The organism is Streptomyces sp. NPDC045968 (genome assembly GCF_056430475.1).
Map to the genome: position 1 here is coordinate 1046297 of NZ_JBWKLF010000001.1, position 24753 is coordinate 1071049.

Genomic DNA, 24753 nt, shown 5'->3' on the forward strand with positions numbered 1-24753 from the left:
CGGGGGCGTTGCCCATGTGTCAGCGGTGTGACGTACGTCTTGATGAACCTCACTGGGCGGAACGGCACCGCGCGGCGTAAAATGAGTCTCTATACAGGACTACACATAAGTAGTCGTTACCCGGCGGTTTCGTTTCCTTGACGGCCGGGCAAGAGCCGTAGACACGTGGGCAACGACGCCCGCTCTCTGCGTCCCCTCCGGGTACTGACCGATGACGGTCCACCCCGACTGTGACTCACCTCCGCCACCTCGTGGCGTCCGCATGCTGGAACGGACTTTCCGCTTTTTGAGAAGCGTTCCATCATGTAACCTGCACGAAATTTCGCAGAGGGCCAACGTCGTCCCTCGGCACTGCATATGCCACGACGACGACGGGAGAGCCGATGCGCATCCACGCCTGGTCGCCCATGGACGGTCGCCCCGCCCAGCAGGGGATGTACGACCCCCGTAACGAGCACGACGCCTGTGGCGTCGGGTTCGTGGCCACTCTGACCGGTGTGGCCAGCCATGAGCTGGTCGAGCAGGCGCTGACCGTACTGCGCAACCTCGAACACCGCGGCGCCACAGGATCCGAGCCCGACTCGGGTGACGGCGCCGGCATTCTGCTCCAGGTTCCGGATGCCTTCCTGCGGGAAGAGGTCGGCTTCGACCTCCCCGAGGCCGGCTCCTACGCCGTCGGAATCGCCTTCCTGCCCTCGGACGACTCCACCGAGTCCGTCCAGAAGATCGAGAAGATCGCCGCCGAAGAGGGCCTCAAGGTCCTCGGCTGGCGCCAGGTCCCGGTCACCCCCGGCCTCCTGGGCAACGGGGCCCGCACCACCATGCCCGAGTTCCGCCAGCTCGTCGTCGCGGACGGCACGAGCGCGGGCGTCGCGCTCGACCGCAAGGCGTTCGTGCTGCGCAAGCGCGCCGAGCGCGAGGCCGGGGTGTACTTCCCCTCCCTCTCCGCGCGCACCATCGTCTACAAGGGCATGCTCACGACCGGGCAGCTGGAGCCGTTCTTCCCGGACCTCTCCGACCGCCGTTTCGCCACCGCGGTCGCGCTGGTCCACTCGCGCTTCTCCACGAACACCTTCCCGAGCTGGCCGCTCGCCCACCCGTACCGCTTCGTCGCGCACAACGGCGAGATCAACACGGTCAAGGGCAACCGCAACTGGATGAAGGCCCGCGAGTCCCAGCTCGCCTCGCGCCTCTTCGGTTCCGAGAAGCTGGACCGGATCTTCCCCGTCTGCACGCCGGACGCCTCCGACTCGGCCTCCTTCGACGAGGTCCTGGAGCTGCTCCACCTCGGTGGCCGCTCGCTGCCGCACTCGGTGCTGATGATGGTCCCCGAGGCCTGGGAGAACCACGCCTCGATGGACCCCGCCCGCCGCGCCTTCTACCAGTACCACTCCACGATGATGGAGCCCTGGGACGGCCCGGCCTGCGTCACCTTCACCGACGGCACCCAGGTCGGCGCGGTCCTCGACCGCAACGGTCTGCGCCCCGGCCGCTACTGGGTCACCGACGACGGCCTCGTCGTCCTCTCCTCCGAGGTCGGCGTCCTGGACATCGACCCCGCGAAGGTCGTCCGCAAGGGCCGCCTCCAGCCCGGCAAGATGTTCCTCGTCGACACCGCCGAGCACCGCATCATCGAGGACGACGAGATCAAGGCGTCCCTCGCGGCCGAGCAGCCGTACCAGGAATGGCTGGAGGCCGGCGAGATCGAGCTCTCCGACCTCCCCGAGCGCGAGCACATCGTGCACACCCACGCCTCGGTCACCCGCCGCCAGCAGACCTTCGGCTACACCGAGGAAGAGCTCCGCGTCATCCTCGCGCCGATGGCCCGCACCGCCGGCGAGCCGCTCGGCTCCATGGGTACGGACTCGCCGATCGCCGCCCTGTCCGAGCGCCCCCGGCTGCTCTTCGACTACTTCACCCAGCTCTTCGCGCAGGTCACCAACCCGCCGCTGGACGCCATCCGCGAGGAGCTCGTCACCTCGCTGCGCTCCACGCTCGGCCCCGCGGGCAACCTCCTGGAGCCGACCGCCGCGGCATGCCGCAGCGTCACGCTGCCGTTCCCGGTGATCGACAACGACGAGCTGGCCAAGCTCATACACATCAACGCCGACGGCGACATGCCGGGCATGAAGGCGGCCACGCTCTCCGGCCTCTACCGGGTCAGCGGCGGCGGCGACGCCCTCGCCGCCCGGATCGAGGCGATCTGCACCGAGGTCGACGCCGCCATAGAGGACGGCGCCCGCCTGGTCGTCCTCTCCGACCGGCACTCCGACGCCGAGCACGCGCCGATCCCCTCGCTGCTGCTCACCTCGGCCGTCCACCACCACCTCATCCGTACCAAGCAGCGCACCCAGGTGGGACTGCTGGTCGAGGCCGGTGACGTCCGCGAGGTCCACCACGTCGCCCTGCTGATCGGCTACGGCGCCGCCGCGGTCAACCCGTACCTGGCGATGGAGTCCGTCGAGGACCTGGTCCGCGCCGGCACGTTCATCGAGGGCATCGAGGTCGAGCAGGCCATCCGGAACCTGATCTACGCGCTCGGCAAGGGCGTCCTGAAGGTCATGTCCAAGATGGGCATCTCCACCGTCGCCTCCTACCGCGGCGCCCAGGTCTTCGAGGCCGTCGGCCTGGACGAGGCGTTCGTCGCGAAGTACTTCAACGGCACCGCCACCAAGATCGGCGGCGCCGGTCTCGACGTCGTCGCCAAGGAGGTCGCCGCCCGGCACACCAAGGCGTACCCCTCCTCCGGCATCGCGGCCTCGCACCGCGCCCTGGAGATCGGCGGCGAATACCAGTGGCGCCGCGAGGGCGAGCCGCACCTGTTCGACCCCGAGACGGTCTTCCGCCTCCAGCACGCCACCCGTAACCGCAAGTACGACATCTTCAAGAAGTACACGAGCCGGGTGAACGAGCAGTCCGAGCGCCTCATGACGCTCCGCGGCCTCTTCGGCTTCTCGTCGGACCGCGAAGCGATCTCCATCGACGAGGTCGAGCCCGTCTCCGAGATCGTCAAGCGCTTCTCCACCGGCGCCATGTCGTACGGCTCGATCTCCGGCGAGGCGCACGAGACCCTCGCCATCGCCATGAACCAGCTGGGCGGCAAGTCCAACACCGGAGAGGGCGGCGAGGACGCGGACCGCCTGTACGACCCGGCGCGCCGCTCGTCCATCAAGCAGGTCGCCTCCGGCCGCTTCGGAGTGACCAGCGAATACCTGGTCAACGCGGACGACATCCAGATCAAGATGGCGCAGGGCGCCAAGCCCGGCGAGGGCGGTCAGCTGCCCGGCCACAAGGTCTACCCGTGGGTCGCCAAGACCCGGCACTCCACCCCGGGTGTCGGTCTGATCTCCCCGCCGCCGCACCACGACATCTACTCCATCGAGGACCTGGCTCAGCTGATCCACGACCTCAAGAACGCCAACCCGGCGGCCCGCATCCACGTGAAGCTGGTCTCCGAGGTCGGTGTCGGAACGGTCGCCGCGGGTGTCTCCAAGGCCCACGCGGACGTCGTCCTCATCTCCGGCCACGACGGCGGCACGGGCGCCTCGCCGCTCACCTCGCTGAAGCACGCGGGCGGCCCCTGGGAGCTCGGCCTCGCCGAGACCCAGCAGACCCTGCTGCTCAACGGCCTGCGCGACCGCATCGTCGTCCAGACCGACGGCCAGCTGAAGACCGGCCGCGACGTCGTCATCGCCGCGCTGCTGGGCGCCGAGGAGTTCGGTTTCGCGACCGCGCCGCTCGTCGTCTCCGGCTGCGTCATGATGCGCGTCTGCCACCTGGACACGTGTCCGGTCGGCATCGCGACGCAGAACCCCGTCCTGCGCGAGCGGTTCTCCGGCAAGGCCGAGTACATCGTCAACTTCTTCGAGTTCATCGCCGAAGAGGTCCGCGAGATCCTCGCCGAACTGGGCTTCCGTACGATCGAGGAGGCCGTCGGCCACGCCGAACTCCTCGACACCGACCGGGCCGTCACGCACTGGAAGGCGCAGGGACTCGACCTCCAGCCGCTCTTCCACGTGCCGGAGCTGCCCGAGGGAGCGGTCCGCCACCAGGTCGTCGAGCAGGACCACGGGCTCGCCAAGGCGCTCGACAACGAGCTGATCAAGCTCGCCGCCGACGCGCTCGGCGCGGAGAGCGCCGAGGCCGCCCAGCCGGTCCGGGCCCAGATCGCGATCCGCAACATCAACCGGACCGTGGGCACCATGCTCGGCCACGAGGTCACCAAGAAGTTCGGCGGTGCGGGCCTGCCCGATGACACCATCGACGTGACCTTCACCGGCTCCGCCGGCCAGTCCTTCGGCGCCTTCGTCCCGCGCGGTGTGACGCTGCGCCTGGAGGGCGACGCCAACGACTACGTCGGCAAGGGCCTCTCCGGCGGACGCATCGTCGTCCGTCCGGACCGCGGTGCCGACCACCTCGCCGAGTTCTCCACCATCGCGGGCAACACCATCGCCTACGGTGCGACCGGCGGCGAGCTGTTCCTGCGCGGCCGGACCGGAGAGCGGTTCTGCGTCCGTAACTCGGGCGCGACGGTCGTATCCGAAGGCGTGGGCGACCACGGCTGCGAGTACATGACCGGTGGCCACGCCGTCGTACTCGGCGAGACCGGACGCAACTTCGCCGCGGGCATGTCCGGCGGTGTCGCGTACGTCATCGACCTGGACCGCGACAACGTCAACATCGGCAACCTCGGTGCGGTCGAGACCCTCGACGACACCGACAGGCAGTGGCTGCACGACGTGGTGCGCCGCCACCAGGAGGAGACCGGCTCCACGGTCGCCGAGAAGCTGCTGGCCGACTGGGACACCTCGGTGACCCGCTTCAGCAAGATCATCCCGTCCGCCTACAAGGCAGTGCTCGCCGCCAAGGACGCCGCTGAGCTCGCCGGTCTCTCCGAGCAGGAGACCACCGAGAAGATGATGGAGGCGGCGACCAATGGCTGACCCCAAGGGCTTCCTGACCACCGGCCGCGAGGTCGCGCAGACCCGCCCCGTCGGCGAGCGCGTCAAGGACTGGAACGAGGTCTACGTTCCGGGCTCGTTGCTCCCGATCATCAGCAAGCAGGCCGGCCGCTGCATGGACTGCGGCATCCCGTTCTGCCACAACGGCTGTCCGCTCGGAAACCTCATCCCCGAGTGGAACGACTACGCCTACCGCGAGGACTGGACGGCGGCCTCCGAGCGCCTCCACGCCACGAACAACTTCCCGGAGTTCACGGGCCGTCTGTGCCCCGCTCCGTGCGAGTCGGCGTGTGTGCTCGGCATCAACCAGCCGGCCGTCACCATCAAGAACGTCGAAGTCTCCATCATCGACAAGGCGTGGGACAGCGGCGACGTCACCCCGCAGCCGCCCGAGCGGCTGTCCGGCAAGACCGTGGCCGTCATCGGCTCGGGCCCGGCCGGTCTCGCCGCCGCCCAGCAGCTGACCCGGGCCGGCCACACGGTCGTCGTCTACGAGCGCGCCGACCGCATCGGCGGCCTGCTCCGCTACGGCATCCCCGAGTTCAAGATGGAGAAGTCGCACATCAACCGCCGCATCGAGCAGATGCGCGCGGAAGGCACCAAGTTCCGTACGGAGGTGGAGATCGGCAAGGACATCGACGCCGCCAAGCTCCGCCGCCGCTACGACTCGGTCGTCATCGCCGCAGGCGCCACCGTCTCCCGCGATCTGCCCGTCCCGGGCCGTGAGCTGAACGGCGTGCACTTCGCGATGGAGTACCTGCCGCTCGCCAACAAGGTGCAGGAGGGCGACCTGACGGTCTCCCCGATCACCGCCGAGGGCAAGCACGTCGTCGTGATCGGCGGCGGCGACACCGGCGCCGACTGCGTCGGTACCGCCCACCGGCAGGGCGCGGCCTCCGTCACCCAGCTGGAGATCATGCCGAGGCCGGGTGAGGACCGGAACGCCAACCAGCCGTGGCCGACCTTCCCGATGCTCTACAAGGTGACCTCCGCGCACGAGGAGGGCGGCGAGCGGGTCTACTCCGTCTCCACCACCCACTTCGAGGGCGACGAGCACGGAGACGTCCAGGCCCTCCACCTGGTCGAGGTGGAGTTCAAGGGCGGTAAGCTGGAGCAGAAGCCCGGGACCGAGCGGCGGATTCCCGCCCAGCTCGTGACCCTGGCCATGGGCTTCACCGGTACCGACCAGGCCAACGGCCTCGTCCAGCAGTTCGGCCTCGACCTCGACGAGCGGGGTAACGTGGCCCGTGACGAGGACTACGCGACCAACGTCGACGGCGTGTACGTCGCCGGTGACGCGGGCCGAGGCCAGTCACTGATCGTCTGGGCCATCGCCGAGGGCCGCTCCGCGGCACGCGGTGTGGACCGGTACCTGACCGGGACCAGCGCACTGCCGGCCCCGATCCGCCCGACGGACCGTTCGCTGACGGTCTGATCGCGGCACACAAAGACGTCCCGTACAACGGCGTACGGAACTGAACGCGGCGCCTGCCTTGTCCCCGACCGGACTCTGGTGGGCGCCGTGGCGCGTCCGGGGGCAGGCGCCCCTCCGGCCCCGCCCCGGCAGGGACGGGGCCGTACGCGTGGTCAGGCGGTGCCCGTCAGCGAGGCGGTCTTCGACGCCACGACGATCGCGAGCAGACAGAGCAGGACCAGCCCCCCGCCGATCTGCGCCGGGGTGGTCTTGAACCTGGCGGGCGCGTAGGCGAGGGCCCACGTGACCAGGCCGCCGGTCAGCAGCCCGCCGAGGTGCCCCTGCCACGAGGTGAACGCGGCCGAGACGACCAGCCAGAGCAGCAGGCCGGTCAGCAGGCGGTTCACCGCCCGCATGTCCCGGCCGAGCCGGCGGCTGATGATGTAGAACGCGGCAGCAAGGCCGAAGATCGCGCCCGAGGCGCCCACCGTCGCCGTATCCGGCGAGACGACGTAGACGAGCACGGAGCCGCCCAGGGCGGAGAGCAGATAGAGCGCCAGATACCGCGCCCGGCCCAGCTGCCCCTCGACGGCCCGGCCCAGGTTCCAGAGCGCGAGCATGTTGAAGACCAGGTGCATCACACCGAACGAGGCGTCGGGCGGCAGATGCAGGAAGGCACCGGTCAGCAGCCGGTACCACTCGCCGTCCGCGATCCCGCTCAGCTCGTACCCGGCGAAGACCCCGCCCTCGTAGTAGTACCGCTCGCCCTGGGCGTCGACCAGTACGGCACCCAGGACGGCGAACCGGTCCACCGCCGAGGGCACGGCCACCTCCGCGATGTACGCGAGGACGTTCAGCGCCATCAGGGCGTACGTCACGACGGGCGCCGTCGCCGTGGACGCCGTGCCACCGAAGATCCTGCGTGCCCGCCGGACGGAGCGCTGTCCCTCCTTCACGCAGTCCACGCAGTGGTGGCCGACCGCGGCCTCTCGCATGCAGTCCGGGCAGATGTAGCGGTCGCAGCGGGTGCAGCTCACATACGTCTCGTACGACGGGTGGCGGTAGCACCGGGTGGCGGCGGCCTCCATGGCCGGCTCCTTCATGGGTCGACTGACAGGAAAGGGGCCGGTGGGGACGGCGGCGATCAAGATAGCGAACGTGCTGAAGGACCGGGGGCCCGGGTACCCGCCGGTGACCTACGCTCAGGAACCGGCAGACCGCAGAACGGAGACCGTCATGACCGGCTCAGGACATCGTCCGACGACGCCCCGCGTGCTGAGGGCGGCCGGGCGCGCACCGGTGCCGTGGAAGAACGGCGGGGGAGTCACCCGGGAGATCGCCGTATGGCCCGAGGACGCCGGATCGGACGCCTTCGACTGGCGGATCAGCCTGGCGGACGTGGCCGCGGACGGGCCGTTCTCCGCGTTCCCGGGGATCGACCGCACCCTGACCGTGGTCGAGGGCGAGGGAATGGACCTGATGGTGGGCGGTGAGCACCACATCGTCGACGAGCCGTTCTGGCCGTACGACTTCCCCGGCGACCGGGAGACCGTCGGCAGCCTCCTCGGCGGCCCGGTCGTCAATCTCAACGTGATGTACCGCAGATGCCGTACGGAAGCGGCGACCGCCGTCGTCCGGGGCACCGTCCGGCTGACGCCGCCGGACGGTGGCGCGGTGCTGGCCCTCGCGCTCGACGACGGCGCGGTCCTCGACGGCACGGACATCGAACTGGGCCGCTACGACGCGGTCCTGGCCACCGGCGCGTCCCCGGGCGTCCTGCGCACGATGGGCTCGGCGGTGGTGGTGACACTCGGGCCTGTGGCCCGCTACGCCCCCGGCACCCAGTAGTTGTGCACCGGGGTGGTGGCAGGCGGCTCGGGGGACTGGGGCAGTCCCAGCCGCTCGGCGACGGGCATGATCACCGTGCCGAATCTGTCCATGGCCTCCTGGGACTCCCAGAGGTCGTAGATCTCCAGACCGGTGTCCGTCGCGACACAGGTGTGCGAGAGGCAGCCGGCGAAGGTGTCGCCGGGCAGCGCCTGGAGTTCGGCGTTGAGTGCGTCGTACTGGGCAGCGGTGATGCCGGGCAGTACCGACTTCATGAAGATCGCCACAGGAATTCACCTCGGTCGCGGAGGCCGGCCCCCCTCCGCCGCACGGCGGCCGTACCCCTTCCAGAACACCACGTCAGCCGTGCGGAGGCATCCGCCCGGGTGACCCGCGGGGAAACAGGACAGAGGATGTCGGGTATCCCGGGTTTCCTGGTCTCATGACATCGAGTTCGTGGGCAGATTTCAGGACGGCGGAACCGGCGTTCGCCGAGACCGTGCAGAAGCGGTTCCAGCTGTACAAGCACCATGTCCTGGCGACCCTCCGCAAGGACGGCTCGCCCAGGGTCACCGGTCTCGAAGTGGACTTCCGCTTCGGCGAGCTGCTGCTCGGCATGATGCCGAACTCACGCAAGGCACTGGATCTGCGGCGCGACCCGAGGTTCGCGGTGCAGGCCAACCCCGGAGCCGGGGCGGAGATGGCGGACGGCGATGTCCGGATCTCCGGCCGGGCGGTCGAGGTGACCGATCCGCAGATGCTGGCGCGCTTCATCGAGGACGCGGCCCCGCCGGTGCCGTTCCACCTGTTCCGTACGGAACTGACGGAGGTGGTGCACACGGGGCTGGAGGGCGGCGACACCCTGGTCGTCCAGGTATGGCGCCCTGGCCGGCCGCTGCGCACGATCCGCCGGACCAACGACGAGAGCCCGGCGGCCTGACGCCCTCGTCCCGTCCCCGGCCGGCTCACCCCGCGAGCACCCGGGCCCGGCACGCCCCCGGTGTTCCCCACGCGTCCCGCAACGGCCGCGCCTTCCGCAGCCACAGCGCGAGGTCCAGCTCCTGCGTGTAGCCCACCGCACCGTGCAGCTGGAGCGCGGTGCGGGCCGCGGCGTAGGCGGCCTCGCCCGCCGCCAGTTTGGCCGCCGCGACCTCCGCCCCCGCCCCGGCCGCTCCCCGCGCCAGCGACACCGCCGCCCCGAACAGCAGCGGCCGGGCGAACTCCAGCCCCAACAGAGCGTCGGCCAGCCGGTGCTTGACCGCCTGGAAGGACCCGATGGCCGCACCGAACTGGGTCCGCCGCTTCACGTACTCCACCGTGGACCGCAGCAGCGACTCCCCGACGCCCAGCGCCTGAGCCGCGGTCGCGAACGCCGCCCAGTCGGCCGCCACCGAGGCCCCCTCCGCCACATGCGCACCACGGGCGAGCAGCGTCCCCCCGTGGTCCGGCGAGAACAGCCGGCGTGCGGGGTCCGCCGACGCACAGAACGCGCCCGGCCCCGACGCGAGCCACAGGTCCTGCCCGGACACCGTGAACACGGCGTCCGCCACATCCGCGTCCAGCGCGTACGGCCCGTCCATGCGCAAGGTCGCCGACGCCGTGCCGCACGCCAGCCGGGGCAGCCACCCCTTCGCCGCGGGACCGCCCACCACGCTCAGCAGCACCGATGCGGCGACCGTCTCGACCACCGGCCCGGGCACCGCGTACCGCCCCAGCTCCACGAAGGCGACGGCGAGTTCCACCGGAAGCGGCCCCACCCCCTCGTACGGCTCCGGGACCGCGAGCGCGAACACCCCCGCGCCCGCCAGCCGCGACCACAGAGCGAGCCCGGGCCCGTGCTCACCGGACCCCCACGCCCGCACCACCGCGGGCGTGCCGGCGGCGCCGAGCATCGCGTCCAGTGACCGGGCGAACTGCCGTTGCTCCTCGTCCAGCAGGAATCGCATCAGCGGCGCCCCTTCGGCAGGCCGAGCAGCCGCTCGGCGATGATGTCCCGCTGGATCTCGTTGGTGCCGGCGTAGATGGGGCCGGCGAGAGCGAAGACGTACCCCTGCGCCCACTCGCCGTCCGCGCGTTCCGCTTCCGGGCCCAGCAGGTCGAGCGCGGTCTCGTGGAGCGCGAGGTCGTACTCCGACCAGAACACCTTGTTCAGGCTCGACTCCGCGCCGATCGAGGCGCCCGCCGCGAAGCGCGAGGCGTGCCCGTACGTGAACAGCTGGTACGCCCGCGCCCCCACCACCGCGTCCGCGAACCGGTCCCGCAGTGCGCCGTCCGAGGGGTCGCCGTGCGTACGCCACAGCGCCGCGAGCCGGTCCGCCGCGGCCAGGAAGCGGCCGGGGGAGCGCAGGGTCAGCCCCCGCTCGTCGCCCGTCGCCGACATGGCGATCCGCCAGCCCTGGCCCGGCTCTCCGATGACGTCCTCGTCCGGTACGAACACCTCGTCCAGGAAGAGTTCGGCGAACGCGGGCTTGCCGTCCAGCCGCCCCACCGGCCGCACCGTGACGCCCGGCGCCGACAGGCCGAACATCAGATACGTCAGCCCGTGATGCGGCTTCGCGGCCTCGGGGTCCGTACGGAAGATCCCGAAGGCGCGGTCGGCGAACGCGGCCCGCGAGGACCAGGTCTTCTGGCCCGACAGCAGCCAGCCGCCGTCCGTGCGCACCGCGCGCGAGCGCAGTGAGGCGAGGTCGGACCCGGATTCCGGTTCCGACCACGCCTGCGCCCAGATCACCTCCCCGCTCGCCATCGGCGGCAGGATCCGTGCACGTTGCTCGGCCGTGGCGTGGTCGAAGAGCGTCGGGGCGAGGAGGCTGATGCCGTTCTGCGAGACCCGGCCGGGGGCGCCCGCCGCGTAGTACTCCTCCTCGAAGGCCAGCCACCCGAAGATGTCGGCGCCCCGTCCGCCGTACTCCTCGGGCCAGGACACGACCGACCAGCGGTCCGCGTACAGCCGTGCCTCCCACTCCCGGTGGGCCGCGAAGCCCTCGGCGGTCTCCAGGGAGGGCAGGGGGCGGGCCGGGACCCGGTCCCGCAGCCACTCCCGGGCCTCGGCGCGGAAGGCGTTCTCCGCGGCGGTGTGCGACAGATCCATCGGCCATCCTTCCCTAACAAGTGTTTGGTAGATTAACGTACGGTCATGAGCACCGTCGAGGAAGCGGGAACCGGGGACGCAGCGGACGGCACGCACCGGTATGGCGCGGATGCGGGCCCACCGCCGCCTGTGTCCGGGCACCGGCTGCTGGCCGGGCGCACGGCCGTCGTCACCGCGGCCGCCGGAGCCGGAATCGGCGGCGCCACCGCCCGCAGATTCCTGGAGGAGGGCGCCCGGGTCGTCATCGGTGACGCCCACGCCCGCCGCCTCAAGGAGACCGAGCGGACCCTCGCCGAGGAGTTCGGCCCCGGCCGCGTCACCTCACTGCCCTGCGACGTCACCGACGAGGCCCAGGTCCAGGCCCTCTTCGCACACGCCGAACACACCCACGGCGGCCTCGACATCGTCGTCAACAACGCGGGACTCGGCGGCACCGCCGAACTCACCGAGATGACCGACGACCAGTGGTCCACCGTCCTCGACGTCACCCTGAACGGCACCTTCCGCTGCACCCGGGCCGCCCTGCGCTCCCTCAGGGCGTCGGGCCGCGGCGGCGTCCTCGTCAACAACGCCTCCGTGACCGGCTGGCGCGCCCAGACCGGCCAGGCCCACTACGCCGCCGCCAAGGCCGGTGTCATGGCGCTCACCCGCTGCGCGGCCGTCGAGGCGGCCGCGTACGGCGTCCGCGTCAACGCCGTCGCCCCCAGCCTCGCCATGCACCCGCACCTGGCCAAGGTCACCTCCGCGGAACTGCTGGCCGAGCTCACCACGAAGGAGGCCTTCGGCCGGCACGCCGAACCCTGGGAGATCGCCAACGTCATCGTCTTCCTGGCGAGCGGCTACTCCTCGTACATGACCGGCGAGGTCGTCTCCGTCAGCAGCCAGCATGCCTGACGCGGTACGGACCGGGCGGACAATGGGCGGGTGCCTACCAAGAAGAAGCCCCAGGTGACCCCCTCGCCCGCGCGGCGCCGTGAACTGCTCGCCACCGCCGCCGAAGTCTTCGCCGCACAGGGATACAACGCCACCACGGTCCGCAGGATCGCGGACGAGGCGGGGATGCTCGCGGGCAGCCTCTACTACCACTTCGATTCCAAGGAATCGATGGTCGACGAGATCCTCTCCACCTTCCTCGACGAGCTCTGGGAGGGCTACGACGCGGTGCTCGGCGCCGGGCTCGGCCCCAGGGAGACCATCGAGGCCCTCGTCACCGAGTCCTTCCGCGAGATCGACCGGCACCGCGCCGCCGTCGCCATCTACCAGAAGGAGTCCAAGCACCTCTCCACCCAGCCGCGCTTCGGCTACCTCGCCGACTCGCAGCAGAAGTTCGAGAAGGCCTGGCTCGGCACGCTGGAGCGCGGCGTCGCCGACCGTGTCTTCCGCGCCGACCTGGACGTCCGGCTCACCTACCGCTTCGTCCGCGACACCGTCTGGGTCGCGGCCTCCTGGTACCGGCCCGGCGGACAGCACAGTCCCGAGGAGATCGCCCGCCAGTACCTCTCGATGGTGCTGGACGGCATCGCCCTGCGCACCTGACCCACCCGAGACCCGAGGAGCGGCAGTGATGGCCGAGGCATACATCGTCGAAGCGGTACGCACCCCTGTCGGCAGACGCGGTGGAGGTCTCGGCGCCGTCCACCCCGCCGACCTCGGCGCACACGTCCTCAAGGCACTCGTCGCACGCAGCGGCATCGACCCGGCCGCCGTCGAGGACGTCGTCTTCGGCTGCCTCGACACGGTCGGACCCCAGGCCGGGGACATCGCCCGCACCTGCTGGCTCGCCGCGGGCCTGCCGGAAGAGGTTCCCGGCGTCACCATCGACCGCCAGTGCGGCTCCTCCCAGCAGGCCGTGCACTTCGCCGCCCAGGGGGTTCTCTCCGGCACCCAGGACCTGGTCGTCGCGGGCGGCACGCAGAACATGACACAGATCCCGATCGCCTACGCCTCACGCAGGGCCGCCGAACCGCTCGGCCTCACCCAGGGCCCGTACGCGGGCAGCGAGGGCTGGCGCGCCCGGTACGGCGACCAGCCGGTCAACCAGTTCCACGGCGCCCAGCTGATCGCCGAGAAGTGGAACATCAGCCGCCGTGACATGGAGGAGTTCGCGCTCACCTCCCACCTGCGGGCGGTCCGCGCCATCGACGAGGGCCGCTTCGCCCGCGAGACGGTGGCGTACGGAGACGTCGCCGCGGACGAGGGCCCGCGCCGCGACACCACCCTGGAGAAGATGGCCGGACTGAAGCCGGTCCTGGACGGCGGCACGATCACCGCCGCCTGCTCCTCCCAGGTCTCCGACGGCGCCGCCGCGCTGCTCATCGCCTCCGAGCGGGCCGTCGCGGACCACGGCCTCACCCCGCGCGCCCGCGTCCACCACCTCTCGGTGCGGGCCGAGGACCCGATCCGGATGCTCTCGGCGCCGATCCCCGCCACCGCGTACGCGCTGAAGAAGGCCGGAATGAGCATCGGCGACCTGGACCTGATCGAGATCAACGAGGCGTTCGCGCCCGTCGTACTGGCCTGGCTCAAGGAGACCGGGGCGGACCCGGAGCGCGTCAACGTCAACGGCGGCGCGATCGCGCTCGGTCACCCGCTCGGGGCGACCGGCGCCAAGCTGATGACGACCCTCCTGCACGAACTGGAGCGCACGGGCGGCCGTTACGGCCTCCAGGCCATGTGCGAGGGCGGCGGCCAGGCCAACGTCACCATCATCGAACGGCTCTGACAGCGAAGATTCTCGTCCGGCGGCGTGGCGTGATCCACCGCCGGACGAGAGGACGTGCTACGGTGGTCCAGTTGCAGTTTTGGTACCCATGAACTTTATGTGCGCCTGACGGGAATGCTTCCATCAGGCGCTTTATTGTTTTCCGGCTTTCTCCGGGTGGGGCTCAATGCGGCGACTTGGAATTCGTAAAGTGCGGATTTCCGGCACTGCACCTCTTTTAGGAGATCGACATGGCTACTGGAACCGTGAAGTGGTTCAACTCGGAAAAGGGCTTCGGCTTCATCGAGCAGGACGGCGGCGGCGCCGACGTCTTCGCCCACTACTCCAACATCGCCACCCAGGGCTTCCGTGAGCTCCAGGAGGGCCAGAAGGTCTCCTTCGACGTCACGCAGGGCCAGAAGGGCCCGCAGGCGGAGAACATCGTCCCGGCCTAATCGCCGGACGCGTACCTCGCAGCCGGGGCCCGCACCGTGAAGGTGCGGGCCCCGGTTTGTGCTGTCTCCGGGACATCCCGCTTTGTGCTGCATCCTGGGGCGCACATCAAGCAGTCCACCAAGCAGTAGCAGTAACCCAAGTCCGCAGTAACCCAGGAATCCCCCAGGAGGGCAATTCCGTATGACCCGCTCCGAACGCCAGGACCGACCGGCCACCCGCACCCGACCGACCAGGGGACGTGGCCCGGCCCAGGCACAGGCAACCGCCAAGGCATCCGGCCGGGGCGCCGGCAAGGCACCGGCCAGGCGCCGTGCCACGTCTCCCCAGGGCGAGTTCGCCCTGCCGGAGACCATGACCCCCGCCCTGCCCGCCGTCGAGGCGTTCGCCGAGCTGGACATGCCCGCAGCACTGCTCAAGACGCTCACCGCACAGGGCGTCACCGAGCCCTTCCCCATCCAGGGCGCCACCCTGCCGAACTCGCTGGCAGGCCGGGACATCCTCGGCCGCGGCCGCACCGGCTCCGGCAAGACGCTCGCCTTCGGTCTGGCCCTGCTGGCCCGCACCGCCGGCCGCCGCTCCGAGCCGCGCGCCCCGCTGGCGCTCGTCCTCGTCCCGACCCGTGAGCTCGCGCAGCAGGTCACCGACGCCCTCACGCCGTACGCGACCTCCGTGAACCTGCGGCTCGCCACCGTCGTCGGCGGCATGTCGATCAGCAAGCAGTCCGGCACGCTGCGCCGCGGCGCCGAGGTGCTCGTCGCCACGCCGGGCCGGCTGAAGGACCTCATCGAGCGCGGTGACTGCCGGCTCGACGAGGTCGCGATCACCGTCCTCGACGAGGCCGACCAGATGGCCGACATGGGCTTCATGCCGCAGGTCGTCGCGCTGCTCAAGCAGGTCGAGCCGGACGGACAGCGGATGCTGTTCTCCGCGACCCTGGACAAGAACATCGACCGCCTGGTCAAGATGTTCCTGACCGACCCGGTCGTGCACTCCGTCGACCCGTCCGCCGGTGCGGTCACCACCATGGAGCACCACGTGCTGCATGTCATGGACGAGACCGACAAGAAGGCCGTCGCCGTCAAGATCGCCGCCCGTGAGGGCCGCGTGATCATGTTCGTCGACACCAAGCGTGCCGCCGACCGCTTCGCCAAGCGGCTGCTCGCCAGCGGTGTACGGGCTGCCGCCCTGCACGGCGGCCGGTCGCAGCCGCAGCGCAACCGGACCCTGGACCAGTTCAAGACCGGCCAGGTCACCGCGCTCGTCGCGACCAATGTGGCGGCCCGTGGCATCCATGTCGACGACCTCGACCTGGTCGTCAACGTGGACCCGCCCACCGACCACAAGGACTACCTCCACCGTGGCGGGCGCACGGCGCGTGCCGGGGAGTCCGGCAGCGTCGTCACGCTGGTGCTGCCGGAGGAGAAGCGCGAGATGACCCGGCTGATGCAGGACGCGGGCATCGCGCCGCATACCACCCGCATCAAGTCGAGCGACGAGGAACTGACCCGGATCACGGGGGCCCGCGAGCCCTCCGGTATCGCGATCGTCGTCGAGGTCCCGCAGCCGACCCAGCCGAAGCCGCGTACGCGGCCGGGGGGTGCCGCGGGCGCGACGTCCGGCGGCTTCCGCTCGGGCAGCCGGGGCCGTGGCCGCCGCGGGGGCGCCGGTGGCGCCGGTGGCGAGGGACGTTCGGGCGGTGCGGGTGCGGGTGCCGGTGCCGTGCGTGGTGGCGCGGGCGCGGGCCGTGGCGGCGGTGAGTCCCGGGGCACCGGGGCAGCCCGTTCCGGCGCTGGCCGCGGCGGCGCCGCGTCACGTGGCCGCCGGGCGGCGTAACGCGAAGACGCGCTGACCGGTCACCCGGTCATCGTTCCGTCCTCACTCGCCGGACGGGCTTGGATACAAGCCCGTCCGGCGAAGGCGTGTGTGGGGGCGGACGCGCGGCACGACCGAGCCCGTCCGGCGAGCGAGGACCGAGCGGCAGCCGGACGGCCCGGCTCACTGCCCCCGCGGCAAGGACCCAAGCGCGCGGCCGGCTTCCTCCATCAGTCGGTCCAGCAGGTCCGCCACGCTCGGCAGGTCCTCGATCACCCCCGCGACCTGGCCCGATGCCATCACCCCGAGATCCGTTCGGCCGTCGACCATCGCGGCCTTGAGCAGCATGGGGGTGTTGGCCGCCAGCAGGAGCTGGGCCCACGACAGGTCTTTGCCGTGTTTCATCGCGAGACCGTCCCGCAGCATCCGGCGCCAACTCAGCCCCGACAGCCGCCGGAATCCGGACGCTCTGCGCGCCGCCGTCGCCAGGGCCCTCACCCGGCCCGCACCCTCCAGCGCGGCCACCATCTCCGTACGCAGCATCCGGTGCGGCAGCCCGTCCACGGCCCGTGTCACCGTGATGTCCTTGACGCCCGCCGCCAGATATCGGGCCTTGACCGCGTCCGGGACCGTCGAGTCGGACGTCAGCAGGAACCGCGTACCCATCGCGATACCCGCCGCCCCGTAGGCCAGCGCCGCGACCAGACCCCGGCCGTCATGGAATCCGCCCGCCGCGATCACCGGGATGTCCACCGCGTCGACGACCTGCGGCAGCAGGACCGTCGTTGCCACCTCCCCCGTGTGGCCGCCACCCTCGCCGCCCTGCACGATCACCGCGTCCGCGCCCCACGCGGCGACCTTCTCGGCATGGCGCCTGGCGCCGACCGACGGGATGACGACCACACCCGCGTCCTTCAGTTCCGCGATCAGGTCCTTCGACGGGGCCAGGGCGAACGACGCCACCTTCACGCCCTCGTCGACGATGACCCGCACCCGCTCGCGCGCGTCACCCGCGTCCGCCCGCAGATTCACCCCGAACGGCGCGTTCGTACGGGAGGCGACCTCCCGTACCGCCGCGCGCAGCTGCTCCGGGGTCATCGTCGCGGAGCCCAGGATGCCGAGTGCGCCCGCCTCGGCGGTGGCGGAGACCAGCCGGGGGCCGGCGACCCAGCCCATGCCCGTCTGCACGACCGGGTGCCGGACCCCGACGAGATCGGTGAGCGGGGTGCGCATCAGGCCCCGACCTCGCGGTCGCGGGTGCCGGCGGGGTCGATGACCTCGCGGATCAGGCCGAGTTCCTCGGCGGTGGGGTCGCGGGTGTCCGGGACGTCGTCCGCGATCGTCAGCGCGAACCCGGTGGCCTCGCGGACCCGTTCCACGGTGACCCCCGGATGCAGCGACGCCAGCCGCATGGAGTGGTCGGGGGTCGCGAAGTCGAAGACCCCCAGATCGGTGACGACACGCGGGATGCGGTGGTAGCGGGCCGCCGAAGGGCCGGCCGCGGCCGCACTGTCGTACCCCACGCCGCAGATCATGTCGACACGCTCGACGAAGACCCGGGGGGAGTGCCTGGGAACCCAGTAACTCACCGGATTGTTCAGGGTGTTGACCGGTGCGCCACGGACCCCGAGGAGCTGGCGGTCGGGCCGGTCCCAGTCGCCGACGCAGGAGATGTTCTGGTTGCCGAACCGGTCGATCTGGCTCGCGCCCATCATCACGTGACGCCGGCCGCCGGTGACCAGGGTGAGGTGCCGGCGGTACGGCAGCCAGCCCTCCGCGGTGCCGTCCGGGCCGACGATCAGAGCCTCGCCGTCGGTGAGCAGGAGCCCGGGGGAGAAGGTCCGCCTGGCGAGGCGGGCGCCGACGGAGGGGATCAGACCCATGGGGCTGGCGAGCACTTCGCCGTTGTCGCGCCAGGCCTCGGCGCACGCGATCACGCAGTACTCGGCCCGGGTGGCGGTCCGCCTCATCACCGTTGCTCCTCGTGCCAGGTCAGGACCGCCGATTGGTAGCCCTTCTCGGTGCCGTGCGCGGGCAGGAAACGCTCGGCGAACGCCGCCCAGGCGCCGGGGTCCGCGGCGGCGGTGGCATACGCCTTCTGGAACGGCTCGTCGCGGGGGTGGTCCGGGGCGCAGGAGGTGAAGTGCGCCCCGTTCGGGGTCTCGATGACGCCGGTGACGGTGTGCCGACTGATCAGGAGGGTCTGCGGGGCGGCGTCCGCGGTCAGTTCGGCGGTCTCCACGAGCCGTTCGCAGGAGACGTACGCGGCGTCGGCGGCCTCGCAGAACAGGTCGTCGAAGTACGGATCGGGGCCCAGGTACTGGCCGTTGCCCAGCCGGTCCGCACGGTTCACGTGCACCAGTGCGGCGTCCATCCGCAGGGCGGGCACCGCCACCAGCTCCTCGCCGTCCTCGTACGGCGAAGTGACCGTCCGCAGCCCGGGGTTGACCCGCATCACGTCGGAACCGAGGCCCGCCCGCACGGGGAGGAACGGCAGCCGGTTGGCGGCGGCGTGCAGCCCCCACATGAACATCGCCTCGTCGATCTCCATCAGTTCGAAGGCGCCGCGCTCGCGGGCGGCCCGGAAGTGCGGTTCGAGGGGGATCGAGTCGAGCGTGACGAAGGCCGCCACCAGCTTGCGGATCTTTCCGGCGGCGGCGAGCAGCCCGACGTCGGGGCCGCCGTACGCGACCACGGTCAGATCGGTGACGGGGGAGCGGAGCAGGGCCCGTACCAGCGCCATCGGCTTGCGGCGCGAACCCCAGCCGCCGATGCCGATGGTCATGCCGCTGTCGAGCCGGGCGACGGCTTCCTCGGGGGTCATGGTCTTGTCGGTCACGGGCGGGCCTCCTTGCCGAAGGTGTCACGGACGCGGTCGGCGATGCCGCTGAGGTTGGCCTCGAAGGTGAAGCCCTGCTCGAAGCGGTAGCTGCGGTGCACGTCCACCGGGTCGATCCCGTTGATCGCGGCCTTGGCCAGCCGGATCAGATCCCCGTCCTTGCGGGCGATCTCCACCGCCAGCTCCACTGCCGTGCGCATCAGTTCGGCGGCGGGCACGACCCTCCAGACCGAGCCGTGGGCGTGCAGTTCGGCGGCGGTCGCGGTGCGCGAGGTGTAGTACAGCGTGCGCATCAGGTGCTGCGGGACCAGGCGGGCGAGATGGGTGGCGGCGCCGAGTGCGCCGCGGTCCAGTTCGGGCAGGCCGAACGTGGCGTCGTCGCTCGCCACGATCGCGTCGGCGTTGCCGACGAGGCCGATGCCGCCGCCCAGGCAGAAGCCGTTCACCGCGGCGACGACCGGGACCTCGCACTCGTACACGGCCGCGAAGGCCTCGAAGCAGCCGCGGTTGGCACCGACGAGGGCGCCGTGTCCCGTATCGGCCTGCATCTCCTTGATGTCGACGCCCGCGTTGAAGCCGCGCCCGGCGGCGGCCAGGACGACGCAGTGGACCTCGGGGTCGCGGCCCTCCCCGCGGACCGCGTCGGCCAGGGCGTACCAGCCCCGCACGGGCAGGGCGTTGACGGGCGGGTAGTCGACGGTGACGACGGAAACGGCTTCGGTGGGGCGTGAGGTGGAGACACCCATGGGCGGATCAGCTACCTTTCCACCAAACATTTGTTAGGTGTGGAAGGTAGCAGCCTGCCTCCGCATCGCCAACAGGGGAGATGTGAGAGATGGCTTCGACCGCGAGCGGAAGCGGACTCTGTGCGGGCCGGGTCGTCGTCGTGACGGGCGCGGGGCGGGGCCTCGGCCGGGCCCACGCGCTGGCCTTCGCCGCCGAAGGGGCCAGGGTCGTCGTCAACGACCTCGGGGTCGGCCCCTCGGGCGACGGCGTCTCGTCCGGGCCGGCCCGTCAGGTGGCCGACGAGATCCTCGCGGCGGGCGGCGAAGCGGTGGTCAACGGCGGGGACATCGCGACGACGGAGGGGGCGGCGTCGCTGGTCGCGGACGCGCTGGAATCCTTCGGGCGACTGGACACCCTGGTCAACAACGCCGGTTTCCTGCGGGACCGGATGCTCGTGAACCTGGACGAGGACGACTGGGACGCGGTGATGAGGGTCCACCTCAAGGGCCACTTCCTTCCCCTGAAGCACGCGGCGGCGCACTGGCGGTCGGAGACCCGGGCGGGCCGGACCCCCGTCGCCCGGGTGATCAACACCAGTTCGGGCGCGGGGCTCCTCGGCAGCGTGGGGCAGGCCAACTACGCCGCCGCGAAGGCCGGTGTCGTCGCCCTGACCCTGGTCGCCGCCGCCGAACTGGGCCGCTACGGAGTGCAGGTCAACGCCATCGCCCCGGCCGCCAGGACCCGGATGACCGAGCAGACGTTCGCGGAGACGATGGCGGCGCCCGGGGACGGGGCGTTCGACGCGATGGCACCCGGGAACGTCTCCCCCCTCGTGGTGTGGCTCGGCTCGGCCGCGAGCGACGGCGTGACGGGACGCGTCTTCGAAGCGGAGGCGGGCCGGATCACGGTGATGGAGGGCTGGCAGCCGGGCCCCACGGCGGAACGGGGGGCGCGGTGGGCCCCGGGAGAGATCGACGGGACGGTCCGCGCGCTGCTCACCGAGGCGGAAGCACCAGCCGCGGTGTACGGAACGAAACCCCCGGCCCGCCCGGCCGGTCCCGCCCCGTCCCCCGCGTCGCCGGCTCAGGCAGTCAAACCCAGCCCGTCCGGCGCGTGAGAACCGGGGCCCCGGGGCGGAGCCCAGGTCACCAAGTGTCCGCGCGCCTCACGTGTCGCACTCCAGCACCGTCCGGCACAACCCGCACCGCGCCCGCACCCGCCCCTGGACCGGGACCCGGATGCGCTGGTGGCAGGTGGGGCAGCTGAAGGCGACCCGCAGCCCCTGCCCCTCGTCCTCGAAGGCGTATGACACCGCCGGGTCGGCCGCGGCCCCCGGATGGTCGCGCGCGTACCGCCGGTCCTTCGCGTAGCGGAGGCGGCCCGCCCACCCCGCCTGGGTCAACGGTGGCTGCCGGCCATCGCGCAGGGCCCGCTCCCGCCCCTTCGCGTACGCCGTGTACGCCTGCGCGCTGGTGAACCAGGGCGACGGGTCCTCGTCGAAGACCAGCGCCCGCTTCGCCAGGACGTACCCGAACTCCTCCGGGGTGAGATAGCCGAGCTTCTGGCTGGAGGTGGCGTCCTCCCGGAACGCGTCCAGCAGCAGCCAGCCGGCACCGAGGTAGGCCGCAGCCGTGTCGGTGAGGATCTCGTTGTCGCGCGTGCCGGGGAACTCGAGCCCGAGCCGGTGCAGCAGCACATGCATGACCTCGTGCGCCAGCGCGGCTCCGATGTCCCGGCGATGCGTACGAAACCGGTCGTTCAGCTCGATGAAGTACTCGGGTCCCGCCGCCAGTTCGACGCTCGCGGCATGCTCCATCCGCCGGAAGCCGACGATCATGCGCGCCTCGGGCAGACGCAGATGCTGGACCATCGCCCGGGCCACCCGCTGGGCTCCCAGATGCAGGTCGTCCGCATCGGAGAAGGCGGCATCGGCGGGCACCAGGCTCGTGGCGTACGCGTGCAAACCGTCGCGGGAGATCCGCCGGTAGAGCGCCGTGATCGAGGACCGGACCGTGTCGATGTGCGGGAAGCCATGGACCACCGGGCTGCCGTCACTCACGCCGGAACCCCCATCCGTAACGCTCAACGGACCCCCACTGTAAGCCGACCGGCGTGTGAGGAAGCCGTTGCGCACCCCACCGCGCGCCGTGGGCATGGCCGGAAAGTGCGCCTTGTGGACGCGGTGATCGCTTCCCGATAATCGACCACGCCTTTGTCGGGGTCATGCCGAGAACTGCCTGTGGCAGGACTCCGGCCAGGGCGCGCAACCCCCGAGAACCCCCCACGAAAGAAGGCAGTCCGTTGAAGCAGCTTCTGCGTGCGCTGAAAAGATGCACCGTCATAGCCGCCGTGGCCCTCGCCACCGTCAGCCTCCAGCCCACCGCCTCCGCGGCCCCCGCCCCCGTCGTCGGCGGAACCCGCGCGGCCCAGGGCGAGTTCCCGTTCATGGTCCGGCTCTCCATGGGCTGCGGCGGTGCGCTCTACGCCAAGGACATCGTCCTGACCGCCGCCCACTGTGTGAGCGGCTCGGGCAACAACACCTCCATCGTCGCCACCACGGGCGTCGTCGACCTTCAGTCGTCCGCCGCCGTCAAGGTCCGGTCCACCAAGGTCCTGCGGGCCCCCGGCTACAACGGCACCGGCAAGGACTGGGCGCTGATCAAGCTGGCCTCGCCCGTCAACCAGCCGACGCTGAAGATCGCCACGACCACCGCGTACAACCAGGGCACCTTCACCGTCGCGGGCTGGGGCGCCGCCACCGAGGGCGGCAGCCAGCAGCGCTACCTCCTCAAGGCGAACGTGCCGTACGTCTCCGACGCCGACTGCCAGGACGCGTACGGCGGCTCCCTCGTCCCCGGTGAGGAACTCTGCGCCGGGTACCTCGCCACCGGCGGCGTCGACACCTGCCAGGGCGACTCCGGCGGCCCCATGTTCCGCAAGGACAGCGCCGGAGCCTGGCTCCAGGTCGGCATCGTCAGCTGGGGCGAGGGCTGCGCACGGGCCGGCTACCCCGGTGTCTACACCGAGGTCTCGACCTTCGCCTCCGCCATCGCGTCCGCGGCGGCCACCCTCTGACCCCGCTGACTGATCACCCCTGAACACCCCCGGGGGTGCCCGTCCGGACGGGCACCCCCGGACCCAGTTCCACGAACGGCTCGCCGGCCCCCTCCAGCTCCAGCACCCACACCTCGTTGGAGCCGGCCCGCAGCACAGGACCCGGCACATACAGCGTCTCCTGCGGCCCGGCCGACCAGTACCGCCCCAGACAGAAACCGTTGACCCACACGAACCCCCGGGTCCACCCCGGCAGTTCCAGCCCGCCGTCGCCGGTACCCGACCCGGGAGCCTCGAACGTCCCCCGGAACAGACCCGTCCGCCCCACCGCGGACCGCCCCACACCCCGGAACGCGACCGCCGAGACCCCGTCCGCCCGGTCGAAGGCCTCCAGCCTCAGCGCACGCGCCCGCACCCCGTGCAGGAACTGCCGCTCGTGCAGCACCCCGCCCGTGATGCCCTTGGACTCACCCAGCCGGCGCCCGTAGTTGACCCGGCCCAGCGACTCCACCCACAGCTCGACCTCCGCGGGCCCCGCGACCGGCTCCACGAGCGTGGCGTCCTCCTCGGTCAGCACACCGGCCCGCACACCGTCCACGTACACCACCGCCCGGTCCCGGAGCCCCACAGCACCCAGCGGATACGGCCGGCGCGGACCCGGCACATCGACCCGGTAACGCACCAGACCACGGTCCACACCGAGCTCCTCGAACGTCGGCGGCACCCCGCTCTCCGCCGTCTCCGGATCACCCAGCGCCTCCAGAACGTCCGCCGGCGGCGCCCACTGCGTCAACTCCACCCGCACCGTTTCCGTGAGGACGGCCGGCGGCGCGGGCACCTCCGGAAGCGGGCCGTCCACGTACCCGGCGAGCACCTCGCGCATCAGCCAGAACTTCTCCGTGGGCCGCCCGTACTCGTCGACCGGCGCGTCGTAGTCGTACGACGTCACCGTGGACCGCAGCTCCTGGTCCTGAAGCGGACCCGAACGGTTCGCACCGGACCAGCCCGCGAAGTTCGTCCCGCCGTGCGCCATGTAGATGTTCACGGACGCCCCGCACTCCAGGATCTCCCGCAACGCCCCGGCCGCCTCCGCCGGATCGCGTACCACCGGGTCGGCCCCCCAGTGCTCGAACCAGCCGCACCAGAACTCCATGCACATCAGCGGCCCCTTCGGCTGATGGCGGCGCAGCACCCGGAACGCCTCCCGCGCACCGGAACCGAAGTTCGCCGTGGCCAGCAGCCCGGGCACCGAACCACCGGTCAGCATGTGATCCTCCGGCCCGTCGGAGGTGAACAGCGGCACCGTGACCCCGCACTGCCGCAGCAGCCCCGTCAACTGCTCCAGATGCACCCGGTCGCTGCCGTAACTCCCGTACTCGTTCTCCGCCTGCACCATGATCACCGGACCGCCACGGGTGATCTGCCGCTGCACCACCTGGGGCAGCACCTCCCGGAACCACCGCTCCACCGTGGCCAGATACTCCGCGTCACGGGTCCGCACCCGCCGCCCGAACCGCCCCGTCACCCAGACCGGCAGCCCACCGTTCTCCCACTCGGCGCAGATGTACGGACCCGGCCGGACGATCGCCCACAGACCCGCCCGCCGCGCCGCGTCCAGGAACCGGCCGAGCGCGCCCACATCACGGAACCGGCCGGGCCGCGGCTCATGGAGATTCCACGGCACGTACGTCTCGACACAGTTGAGCCCCATGGCCCGCAGCATCGACAGCCGGTGGTCCCACTGCTCCTCGTGCACCCGGAAGTAGTGCATCGCCCCCGACAACAGCCGTACGGGCTCGCCGTCGAGCCGGAAGTGGTCGTCCCCCACGGTGAAGTCAGGCATCGTGCTCGTACTCTCCTGTGTGCCTCGGT

The 24753-nt window shown here is 71.3% G+C and carries 21 protein-coding genes; 11 read left to right on the plus strand and 10 right to left on the minus strand.

The features are described from left to right. The first annotated feature begins 383 nt into the window (after positions 1–383). Together gltB and AC07FA_RS04570 are read left to right on the plus strand one after the other, a co-directional pair. Complete coding sequence (gene gltB / locus AC07FA_RS04565; RefSeq protein WP_479073188.1) at positions 384–4943, plus strand: glutamate synthase large subunit; 4560 nt, start codon at positions 384–386, stop codon at positions 4941–4943. Beyond that, positions 4936–6396, plus strand: coding sequence for a glutamate synthase subunit beta (locus tag AC07FA_RS04570; RefSeq protein ID WP_479073189.1), 1461 nt, complete (start codon positions 4936–4938; stop codon positions 6394–6396). The genes gltB and AC07FA_RS04570 overlap by 8 nt, the downstream gene beginning before the upstream one ends. A 152-nt stretch (positions 6397–6548) precedes the next feature. Here the strand turns inward: AC07FA_RS04570 and AC07FA_RS04575 are convergent, their stop codons facing one another. Further along, the gene (locus AC07FA_RS04575) at positions 6549–7463 is read right to left on the minus strand and encodes a rhomboid family intramembrane serine protease (protein ID WP_479073190.1); all 915 of its coding nucleotides are present in this window, start codon (positions 7461–7463) and stop codon (positions 6549–6551) included. Between the two features lie 148 nt (positions 7464–7611). Between AC07FA_RS04575 and AC07FA_RS04580 the strand changes: the two genes are divergently transcribed. Beyond that, positions 7612–8223, plus strand: a complete 612-nt coding sequence (locus AC07FA_RS04580) for a HutD/Ves family protein (RefSeq protein ID WP_479073191.1) — start codon at positions 7612–7614, stop codon at positions 8221–8223. On the opposite strand, the gene AC07FA_RS04585 is transcribed toward AC07FA_RS04580, so the two are convergent. Then, on the minus strand, positions 8202–8489 hold the full coding sequence (locus AC07FA_RS04585; protein ID WP_479073192.1) for a hypothetical protein: 288 nt from the start codon (positions 8487–8489) through the stop codon (positions 8202–8204). The genes AC07FA_RS04580 and AC07FA_RS04585 overlap by 22 nt on opposite strands. Before the next feature lie 155 nt (positions 8490–8644). On the opposite strand from AC07FA_RS04585, the gene AC07FA_RS04590 reads away from it, so the two are divergent. Next, positions 8645–9142, plus strand: a complete 498-nt coding sequence (locus AC07FA_RS04590; protein ID WP_479073193.1) for a pyridoxamine 5'-phosphate oxidase family protein — start codon at positions 8645–8647, stop codon at positions 9140–9142. Between the two features lie 25 nt (positions 9143–9167). Here AC07FA_RS04590 and AC07FA_RS04595 read toward each other — a convergent pair whose 3' ends face one another. Together AC07FA_RS04595 and AC07FA_RS04600 are read right to left on the minus strand one after the other, a co-directional pair. Further along, complete coding sequence (locus AC07FA_RS04595; protein WP_479073194.1) at positions 9168–10148, minus strand: acyl-CoA dehydrogenase family protein; 981 nt, start codon at positions 10146–10148, stop codon at positions 9168–9170. Further along, on the minus strand, positions 10148–11293 hold the full coding sequence (locus AC07FA_RS04600) for an acyl-CoA dehydrogenase family protein (RefSeq protein WP_479073195.1): 1146 nt from the start codon (positions 11291–11293) through the stop codon (positions 10148–10150). Before AC07FA_RS04600 ends, AC07FA_RS04595 begins: the two co-directional genes overlap by 1 nt. Before the next feature lie 45 nt (positions 11294–11338). Between AC07FA_RS04600 and AC07FA_RS04605 the strand changes: the two genes are divergently transcribed. From AC07FA_RS04605 to AC07FA_RS04625, 5 genes are all read left to right on the plus strand, one after another. Next, on the plus strand, positions 11339–12187 hold the full coding sequence (locus tag AC07FA_RS04605; RefSeq protein ID WP_479073196.1) for an SDR family oxidoreductase: 849 nt from the start codon (positions 11339–11341) through the stop codon (positions 12185–12187). 30 nt (positions 12188–12217) lie between these two features. Continuing rightward, on the plus strand, positions 12218–12829 hold the full coding sequence (locus tag AC07FA_RS04610) for a TetR/AcrR family transcriptional regulator (protein ID WP_479073197.1): 612 nt from the start codon (positions 12218–12220) through the stop codon (positions 12827–12829). Between the two features lie 28 nt (positions 12830–12857). Next, positions 12858–14015 carry an acetyl-CoA C-acetyltransferase gene (locus tag AC07FA_RS04615; RefSeq protein WP_479073198.1) on the plus strand — a complete coding sequence of 386 codons (1158 nt, stop codon included), beginning with the start codon at positions 12858–12860 and terminating at the stop codon, positions 14013–14015. Positions 14016–14245: 230 nt separating this feature from the next. Further along, positions 14246–14449 carry a cold-shock protein gene (locus AC07FA_RS04620; protein WP_015607926.1) on the plus strand — a complete coding sequence of 68 codons (204 nt, stop codon included), beginning with the start codon at positions 14246–14248 and terminating at the stop codon, positions 14447–14449. A 181-nt stretch (positions 14450–14630) separates the two neighbouring features. Then, positions 14631–16283: a DEAD/DEAH box helicase gene (locus tag AC07FA_RS04625; protein ID WP_479073199.1), complete on the plus strand. Its 1653-nt coding sequence runs from the start codon at positions 14631–14633 to the stop codon at positions 16281–16283. A 162-nt stretch (positions 16284–16445) separates the two neighbouring features. Here AC07FA_RS04625 and AC07FA_RS04630 read toward each other — a convergent pair whose 3' ends face one another. Genes AC07FA_RS04630 through AC07FA_RS04645 form a run of 4 tightly spaced genes read right to left on the minus strand, consistent with a single transcriptional unit; the run spans position 16446 to position 19847 of the window. Then, entirely contained in the window at positions 16446–17495 is a 1050-nt protein-coding gene (locus AC07FA_RS04630) for an NAD(P)H-dependent flavin oxidoreductase (RefSeq protein WP_479073200.1), read from the minus strand. Then, on the minus strand, positions 17495–18232 hold the full coding sequence (locus AC07FA_RS04635; protein ID WP_479073201.1) for a CoA-transferase subunit beta: 738 nt from the start codon (positions 18230–18232) through the stop codon (positions 17495–17497). Before AC07FA_RS04635 ends, AC07FA_RS04630 begins: the two co-directional genes overlap by 1 nt. Further along, positions 18232–19086, minus strand: coding sequence for a CoA transferase subunit A (locus tag AC07FA_RS04640; protein WP_479073439.1), 855 nt, complete (start codon positions 19084–19086; stop codon positions 18232–18234). Before AC07FA_RS04640 ends, AC07FA_RS04635 begins: the two co-directional genes overlap by 1 nt. Positions 19087–19097: 11 nt before the next feature. Next, entirely contained in the window at positions 19098–19847 is a 750-nt protein-coding gene (locus AC07FA_RS04645) for an enoyl-CoA hydratase family protein (protein WP_479073202.1), read from the minus strand. An 89-nt stretch (positions 19848–19936) separates the two neighbouring features. On the opposite strand from AC07FA_RS04645, the gene AC07FA_RS04650 reads away from it, so the two are divergent. Next, positions 19937–20944 carry an SDR family oxidoreductase gene (locus AC07FA_RS04650; RefSeq protein ID WP_479073203.1) on the plus strand — a complete coding sequence of 336 codons (1008 nt, stop codon included), beginning with the start codon at positions 19937–19939 and terminating at the stop codon, positions 20942–20944. A 48-nt stretch (positions 20945–20992) separates the two neighbouring features. Here the strand turns inward: AC07FA_RS04650 and AC07FA_RS04655 are convergent, their stop codons facing one another. Then, positions 20993–21886, minus strand: coding sequence for a hypothetical protein (locus AC07FA_RS04655; RefSeq protein WP_479073204.1), 894 nt, complete (start codon positions 21884–21886; stop codon positions 20993–20995). Positions 21887–22128: 242 nt separating this feature from the next. On the opposite strand from AC07FA_RS04655, the gene AC07FA_RS04660 reads away from it, so the two are divergent. After that, positions 22129–22902 carry a S1 family peptidase gene (locus tag AC07FA_RS04660; RefSeq protein WP_479073205.1) on the plus strand — a complete coding sequence of 258 codons (774 nt, stop codon included), beginning with the start codon at positions 22129–22131 and terminating at the stop codon, positions 22900–22902. A 13-nt stretch (positions 22903–22915) separates the two neighbouring features. Here AC07FA_RS04660 and AC07FA_RS04665 read toward each other — a convergent pair whose 3' ends face one another. After that, a complete protein-coding gene (locus tag AC07FA_RS04665) occupies positions 22916–24724 on the minus strand; it encodes a glycoside hydrolase family 35 protein (protein WP_479073206.1) in 1809 nt (602 codons plus the stop codon). Positions 24725–24753 lie beyond the last annotated feature (29 nt).